The sequence below is a fragment of the Shewanella sp. 10N.286.51.B2 genome (genome assembly GCF_041469265.1).
Lineage (GTDB): Bacteria > Pseudomonadota > Gammaproteobacteria > Enterobacterales > Shewanellaceae > Shewanella.
Window position 1 is genome coordinate 53,686 of record NZ_JBFRKH010000005.1, and the last position, 8,170, is coordinate 61,855.

The window sequence follows — 8,170 nt, forward strand, 5'->3', positions numbered from 1 at the left end:
TCAATTTTAGGTTACACACATGCAAGTTGAATCCACGTTATTTAATTATCCAAAGTTCTGGGCAGAGTGTTACGGCACAGCTCCCTTTCTTCCTATGTCTCGCAAAGAGATGGATCAACTTGGATGGGATAGCTGCGATATTATTATCGTCAGTGGCGATGCTTATGTGGACCACCCAAGTTTCGGCATGGCGGTTATTGGCCGTATGCTTGAAGCACAAGGGTTTCGAGTCGGTATTATTTGTCAGCCAGACTGGTCAAATAAAAATGACTTTATGAAGCTAGGTCGTCCGAACCTGTTTTTCGGTGTAACCGCCGGCAACATGGACTCGATGATCAACCGCTATACCGCAGATCGTCGCATTCGCAGTGATGATGCCTACACCCCAAACGATGAAGGCGGTAAACGCCCAGATCGCGCGGTAACCGTTTATACCCAGCGTTGTAAAGAAGCCTTCAAAGAAGTGCCCGTGGTGATCGGTGGTATCGAGGCCAGTTTACGCCGTATCGCTCATTATGATTACTGGTCTGATAAAGTGCGCCGCAGTGTGATATTTGATGCTAAAGCCGATATCTTAATTTACGGTAATGCCGAGCGCCCGCTGGTGGAAGTGGCACATCGCATCGCTAATGGCGAAAAAATGGCTGATTTGCACGATATTCGTGGCACCGCAGTTATTCGTCATGAACCTTTGCCCGGCTGGAAAGGCATGGATTCGCGCAAATTAGATCAACTACACAAGATTGATCCTATCCCCAATCCTTATGGTGCTGATGATGTCGGCTGTGAAAAATTATCCGGCCCAACCGATAAAAAGATTTTTGATAATGATGCCCCTAAAGCCATCAGCGTGCAGCCGCCAAGACCTAAGCCGTGGGAAAAAACCTATGTGCTACTGCCAGCTTATGAAAAAGTGGCTGACGATAAATTCTTGTATGCCCATGCTTCACGTATTTTGCATCAAGAGCAAAACCCGGGTTGTGCCCGCGCGTTATTTCAAGCTCAAGGAAATCGCTCTGTGTGGGTTAACCCGCCAGCGTGGCCATTAAATACTGATGAAATGGATGCGGTGTTTGATTTGCCGTATCAGCGCGTACCGCACCCAAGTTATGGTAAAGCGGTGATCCCTGCTTACGACATGATTAAAACCTCGATTAATATCATGCGAGGTTGTTTTGGTGGCTGTTCGTTCTGCTCGATTACCGAGCATGAAGGGCGCATTATTCAAAGTCGCTCGCAAGAATCTATCATCAAAGAAATTAAAGATATTCAAGACAAAGTGCCGGGCTTTACTGGGGTTATTTCAGATTTAGGTGGCCCAACCGCTAACATGTATCGCCTCGGCTGTACTAGCGTCAAAGCAGAAACCACTTGTCGACGTTTATCCTGCGTATATCCCTCAATTTGTGGCCATTTAGGTACCGATCATAAACACACCATTGATTTATATCGCGCCGCCCGTGACGTGCCGGGGATTAAAAAGGTTCTGATTGCATCAGGTGTGCGTTATGACTTAGCCACAGAAGATCCTCGCTACATTAAAGAGCTGGCTAAGCATCATGTGGGCGGCTATTTAAAAATCGCCCCAGAGCACACTGAAGATGGTCCACTAAGCAAAATGATGAAGCCGGGAATGGGCAGTTATCATAAGTTTAAAGAGCTATTTGATCATTACTCTAAAGAAGCGGGTAAGAAGCAGTATCTTATTCCTTACTTCATCTCAGCACATCCGGGGACCACCGATGAAGATATGCTGAATCTAGCCCTGTGGCTTAAATCAGAGAAGTTTAAGCTTGATCAAGTGCAAAATTTTTATCCATCGCCAATGGCCAATGCCACCACCATTTACCACACTGAGCTTAACTCATTGAAGAATGTGAAGCACACCAGTGAACAAGTGACCGTGCCTAAGAAAGGCCGTCAGCGCCGCTTACACAAAGCGCTGCTGCGCTATCATGATCCTGCAGGCTGGCCACTTATTCGTGAAGCCTTAGCTGCCATGGGTAAAGAGCATTTAATTGGTAATGGGGTGCAACATATTGTGCCACCAGAATCACGTAATGAGCGCCAAGGTTTTGGGGCTAAAAACCGTGGTGGCAAAAATGATGGTAGTAAGACGGCTTTCACCCGTTTTTCTGGTAATCAGTTTGCGGATAGAGACAGCGGTAAAAAACCGACCAAAGCCAACAAAGCCAAAGCGGCTGGCGAAAAGCAAGAAGGCGGCAAGTCATCTTCAGCTAAAAAACCAGCTAATGCCAATAGCGCTAACAAAGGCAAAGCTAAAACAGGCTGGTCACAGAAGAAGCAGCCATTTAGCAATAAGGCGAATGCAAAAAATAAATCTTCAAATAGTAAGGGCGCTAGATAAGCCGCTGAGCTAATTTGAAATTGTTAACTAGAAAACCGCCAATAGGCGGTTTTTTATTTCAGGTTAAATTAAACAATCACTGTTAGTCTGCAAGCCTAGTTCATTTGCTTTAGGGTATCGCCCATGGTTTAAATGAATGATTAAAAACTAAAATAAATACCCCAAGGAATAATAATGAAAAAAATATTGGCCACTGCTGTATTGAGTTGTCTGATCCCCGCTACTGCTATGGCACATGGCAGTCATGATCATGATGAATCTACCACTTACGCTAGTGTACAAGACAGTTACTTTGATGCGCTTGCTGTGCATTGTGGTAAAGCGTATGCGGGTGAGGTGACTGCGGGCAACGAAGCTGATTCAGCTTTTAGCAATAAAGCATTAATCATGCACGTACGTGAATGCAGCGATACTGAGCTTAAAATTCCTTTTCATGTGGGTGACGATCACTCTCGTACTTGGGTTATCACCAAAACCACTTCAGGCTTGCGCTTAAAGCATGATCACCGTCATGAAGATGGCACTGAAGACAAAGTCACCATGTACGGTGGCGACACTGCTGACATGGGCACTGCAACTGAGCAATCATTTCCTGTCGATGCTGAATCAATTGCTAACTTTAATGAAAATGGCTTAACAGCGTCAGTGACTAACGTGTGGCATATGTACATTGAGCCAACAGTCTTCACTTATCGTTTAACCCGCGAAAATCGTGATTTTAGAGTGGATTTTGATTTAACCAAGCCAGTGGCGCTGCCGCCAACGCCTTGGGGTCATGAGTAATTGTTGTTTTAAGTATAAGCCTGCATAAATGACATCATAGGCAGCTAAAACCCGCGAAAATCGTGACTTAATAGCCTATTTTGAGATACCTGCCGAATAGGCAGTAAAACCTCTTCTTACTTTGTGTAGGAAGAGGTTTTTTATTTAATACTAACTCGCATTTGCTAACAAAAAGCCGCAAAACTTGTTTTACTCTTTTGAAAAATCAACGTCGTGGTACTGAGTTCACACCAGATTTAGACCGTAAGTTACCTTTCTGTATTTCCAAACTCCGTTTGGATTAACATCGTGGGTTTTCTACCCACACCCGACCAAAAGGGGAAAAGCGCTTGTTCCCCTTTTGGATATCCCCCAGCGCCCCGACGAAAAATGCTGAAAAGCGCATGATTTTCGATGGGGATTGATCCAGCTTTCAACTTCGTTTATGACCCAAAGCTTGTTTGCTATTTTAAAAAACAACGTCGTGGCGCTTCGCCCACACCAGACCAAAAGGGTATCAACAGCAATACCCTCTTGGAACACCCCGCTGCCCCAACGAAAAATGCTGAAAAGCGCATGTTTTCAACGGGGATTGATCCAGCTTTTAACTTCGTTTGTTGATAACTTCGGTCTTATTCGAAAATGCTAACGCTTCCGATGGTGCATCCCTGCACCGCGAAAGCTAGCCTGACGTCCTGTCAGGCTCACGCTATTTTCTTCAACGTCCTCAATTCAAATTGAACATGTCAGCCTTTAAACCTCGTTACTGATAAAGCTAAATCGAAGAGAAAATAATCCCAGTGTAGATGCATTCAAGACCTTCGAAAACATGGCGAAGTTTCACTGTGTGGAACGCTCTGAGCGAGAGGCATGGATGCCGAACTGGCCGTTTAACATGGATGTTATTTGTTTTCGCAGAGCCCACAGGGATGTGTTAACGGCGTGTCTTGGATGTATCTGCACATAAGGTCGCTCTTTCACATCCATGTGATCGCGACATTCCGTTCATCCTGAACATCCCAGCGGCAGGCAATGGATTAGGTTGAGGTGATGAACTTCAATGATTCAGCCAATAAAAACTAAGTAAAACTATGAATTAATGACATAAGTTACATTAAGGTATCACCACTTAAGGACAGAGTTGGGTAACCTCGAATACAATCATCGGGCACGCCATTTAGGGAAGAAAAAGCCATTCAATAATATGTGCCTTCAACCCTCCTAGAAAGTTTACAGATTGACTTGACCACATCAGAGCCAACTAATTCAGTCGGACTAACCAGCAGAAACAGGGTGAGGCAATAAAAGTAAAGGTGAACTGAGTTGATACCAATTAATTGAGGCAAACGGTCACAGCCATTAACTGAAATATCAGTATCAAACAGGTAAACAAAGCAGAGTAAAAGATGAAAAATTCCACCTTAAAAGGTGTAATCAGAACAAATGATTAGTCGAAATACTGTACAAAAAAACTACCGTCAAAAAGCAAATTCCTATAGCATAAACCATACCGATAAATAGGGATGTGGTATCGGCCAAGTCCAACAAGCGATTTATGCCCTGCAAACAGTGCAACGCATAAATACTAAAACGTTATATTTAAAATCAAATTTTGGAGATTAATTATGGAAAATATCACGGAAAAAAGGAGTTTATCTCAATGGTTTTTTGGCGAGTATTCTTGGACTCTTAAATTTAGTTGGGTGCTAGCAACATTAGTATGCGTATACCTAGGTGCTACCCGCGAAGAAAATATCTGGATTCTTCTTGTTGATGGGCATGTCAATTCAGCCCTTCTTCTCTATATACTTGGATACTTATCTGATTTTCGGTATAGGTTCATTAAGGAATCGAGAAATAATTAAATATAACAAGAATTTCAAACGGAAAAAAACAGTTGGCTGTTTTCATTCCTCAACATTTTAGCCAGCCATTTTTAGCCGCTTAGCAAAGCGTTACTAAAACATTTCTGTCCAAATGTTTGTTAGTGATTGTGAATCGAACACTCGTAATAACATGCTTTAGGAGCAGGTTTATCAATGATAATTCGATTTATCAGCTAATGATTGCAGTGAAAGTAACTGTTTATCAGATTATGCTTTAATCTTAGCGTGAAAAAGGCTGCAACTGCAGCCTTTTTATTGGGTGAGATTTTCTCGTTTACAAAAATTATTTAGCATCAAAACTAAATGATTGTCCTGCTATCGCGGCTTCATACATCAATCCGCCTTTGGCGGCAGTGAAAATTGCCATGCCATTCATATAGCTGGCACTGGCTTTAGTGCGACTTCCTGCATTACCTGCGCCTGCTGAGTTCCCCGTCGAACCGACTTGGGCATTGGCGCCAACAGTAATGGCGACAGCAGATGCCTGGGCGCTAAACTCAAAGGTACCACTGGTAAAGTCGTTATAGGCTTCAGCATCTTTAAAGAAAATAATTTCGCTATAAGCTTGTCCACCTAATTGGAAGCCAATAGAAAGTTGTGACACGCTTGAATCACCACTATAAACTCCACCTTTATATACCTTGCCTGAGCCGTAGGCCGCACCGATACCAAAACCGCCTTTGCCTACGGTGGGGTAAATCGCATAGCCATAAGCGCTATCAAAAAAGCCTTGTACTTCAGGCGCCTTTTTAAAATCGGTAATGGCTTTGGCGTATTTGTCAGCGTGAGCTGAGCTGGAAAATGTCAGTCCGATAAGCACGAATGTAACCGCTAGCAATGACAATATATTTTTCATAAAAACTCCTGTGATAAGCAAACTTTAGTGATGATAGCTTTAGCATAGCAAACCCAAGCTGAACAAAGCTGTAATAAAAACGCCTAATATTGCTACTAGATGCTTAAAACTAACATGAGTTCAGTTGGTGCTGAGTATTTAAATGAGTGGTGTTGTTATTTAAATCTAGCAGTGAGTAAATAACTCACTTAATATCCTCTTTAATTGAGCTTGTTTGTACAGGTGTTGGCTCAGGCTGTGGCCTTTATCTGGCGAAGTTAATTTCACTTAGTTTTTGGGACTGACTTGTTCTCTAAGCCCTGATCTGAGGCTTTGTCATCACTGATAACACTTCTTAAATAATCAAGTTCTTCATTATCCAGTAGCAGCTTGGCACTATGATGCTGGGGTGTTTTATTGACCTTGATACGTAAAAATACCAGTCGGGTCACTTGGTGTAGTCCGTATATGGCAAACCCATAAATGGTCGCTAATAGACATAATCTGACGATGCCAACAGCATAGCTAGAAATAGTGTCACCAAAATAGAAGGGTAATAACACCAATACCAATCGTAAAACCCAATTAAGTAAAATGCCGCCAGTAAGCAGTAATAACCACCTAAATCTAACATTTTTTAAGCTTTGATGTTTGTCGACTCTATGACGACTTAACGCGCTAATGATAAGGAAAAAATAGATCCCGCTTTGAATTAAAATAATGGCAGGCATGACTAGGGCTATTTTATTAATGGTGACTAATTCACTGATGCTGCTGACTTGAATATGGGATGCATCGGGAACCATACCAATATTGAACGATACAGTGACAACAATAACCGCCATGGAAATTAGCGTAGTAAGTATATGTTTGACGAAATTGAGGTCAGAGGTTTTAATTTGTAAACACGCTTTGCAATAGCTGTACAGTAAGGGCATCAGTAAGAAGTAAAATGGCACCATTAACGTCATCATAAAATGAATTTGAATTGGGGCATTTTCGCGGGTGATACTGGCTGAAAAAAAGAATAGCGAGATCAGAATAAATAAGGCGCCCAGTAAGCGATTACTATGGCTGGTGCTGCTGTCGTTATTAGCAAAAATATAGCGGACGTAAAAACCTACTCCCAAGCAATGTATGCCAGCGAGTAATGATAGCCAAATATACGCCTGTGAAAAAAACTGATTAATTACGATGGCCAATCCCTTTGTTTATCGTTAAGTCATATCTTAAATCACGCTTTATCAAGCAGCATTATTATGTTTTTTCTGTTTTCTCATATGACGGTTTGACGCCGCTTCGGGCGGTTTGCCAGGTGCGGGCTTTCTTTCTGCGAGCAAATGCGTTATCGCCATAATAGGATGGGGAAGCAGCATTCTTGGGCCAGAGTAAATCATGATTTCACGCACTTTTTGTTTCATGTGCGGTTTGTAGCAATGCACAGGACATTTGTTGCATGTCGGCTTTTGTTGACCATAAGGACAGCGATCTAAGCGTGTTTCTGCGTATTCAAGCAATTCAATGCAATCTGGGCACAAGCCTTGGCTATTTTCCGTTTGTAACGCAATTTGATGATGAGCCCGGCAATAAATTTTTGCCATAGCATTCATTGTGTTGAATTCATATAACAGCTTGCCTGATAGGATCGCGCTTATTGTCATGTGTTAATACCATAGTAAATCACTCGGGTATGGCTAGTTTACCTAATCACAGTCTGTTTATTCAATTCAATGCTTAATAAGCTTGAACTAGAGCACATAAAAACAAAAGCTAAAAATAATGTCAGCTTATTGTGTTAACGAGCATAAAAGCGACATAAACACTTGATTTTTGTCCTAAGAATAGCTTATTAATATTAGTTCAGCTTGTTTAATTTTCAAGCAGAAAAATGAAGCTTCCTTCTTCGGATAGGCTAGGAATGGTAAACTCCAAAACTATTCAAATGCACACAGCATGACACAAATATGGTGTTATAAATGATTATTAAAATTATTGTCGTTGTTTTATTGGTTTGGCTGGGTATTTATCTTTATCGTCGAACCCAAACCGTTGCTAAGCAAGAGCTAGAGCAGAAAGAACCAACTCAGGCAGATCCGCAGCCAGAAGCTGAGATAACAGATATAGCCTCAGCCCCATCTGAGATTGAGTCAGCACCGCAAGATAATACTGAACTTGAGACTGAATCAATAGCTCAAGAATTAGAACCAAGCCCTGTGCAAGATGAAGATACTGTAGTCACTGCCGTAGATGAAGTTGAAGCAACAGTTGAACAAATAGTCGAGACTGAGTCTTATGAGCTGCCAGAGCCAGAGCCAGAGC

The 8,170-nt window shown here is 42.2% G+C and carries 6 protein-coding genes and 1 pseudogene; 4 read left to right on the forward strand and 3 right to left on the reverse strand.

Annotation, left to right across the window (positions count from 1 at the left end; genetic code table 11):
• Positions 1 to 19: 19 nt before the first annotated feature.
• From AB4140_RS01140 to AB4140_RS01150, 3 genes are all read left to right on the forward strand, one after another.
• Positions 20 to 2,368: a YgiQ family radical SAM protein gene (locus AB4140_RS01140; protein WP_102440299.1), complete on the forward strand. Its 2,349-nt coding sequence runs from the start codon at positions 20 to 22 to the stop codon at positions 2,366 to 2,368.
• Positions 2,369 to 2,596: 228 nt separating this feature from the next.
• On the forward strand, positions 2,597 to 3,151 hold the full coding sequence (locus AB4140_RS01145; protein ID WP_241901006.1) for a hypothetical protein: 555 nt from the start codon (positions 2,597 to 2,599) through the stop codon (positions 3,149 to 3,151).
• A gap of 393 nt (positions 3,152 to 3,544) precedes the next feature.
• Positions 3,545 to 3,751 (forward strand): hypothetical protein, encoded by a 207-nt coding sequence (locus AB4140_RS01150; protein WP_102530834.1) that lies wholly within the window; start codon positions 3,545 to 3,547, stop codon positions 3,749 to 3,751.
• Positions 3,752 to 5,299: 1,548 nt separating this feature from the next.
• Here the strand turns inward: AB4140_RS01150 and AB4140_RS01155 are convergent.
• The 3 genes from AB4140_RS01155 to AB4140_RS01165 form a co-directional block, all read right to left on the reverse strand.
• The gene (locus AB4140_RS01155) at positions 5,300 to 5,872 is read right to left on the reverse strand and encodes a YSC84-related protein (protein WP_371999448.1); all 573 of its coding nucleotides are present in this window, start codon (positions 5,870 to 5,872) and stop codon (positions 5,300 to 5,302) included.
• Positions 5,873 to 6,135: 263 nt separating this feature from the next.
• The gene (locus AB4140_RS01160; RefSeq protein ID WP_371999449.1) at positions 6,136 to 6,981 is read right to left on the reverse strand and encodes a hypothetical protein; all 846 of its coding nucleotides are present in this window, start codon (positions 6,979 to 6,981) and stop codon (positions 6,136 to 6,138) included.
• Positions 6,982 to 7,095: 114 nt separating this feature from the next.
• Positions 7,096 to 7,512, reverse strand: a complete 417-nt coding sequence (locus tag AB4140_RS01165; protein WP_102440295.1) for a nitrous oxide-stimulated promoter family protein — start codon at positions 7,510 to 7,512, stop codon at positions 7,096 to 7,098.
• Positions 7,513 to 7,827: 315 nt separating this feature from the next.
• On the opposite strand from AB4140_RS01165, the pseudogene AB4140_RS01170 reads away from it, so the two are divergent.
• A pseudogene (locus AB4140_RS01170) lies at positions 7,828 to 8,170 on the forward strand (hypothetical protein); the annotation flags it as partial.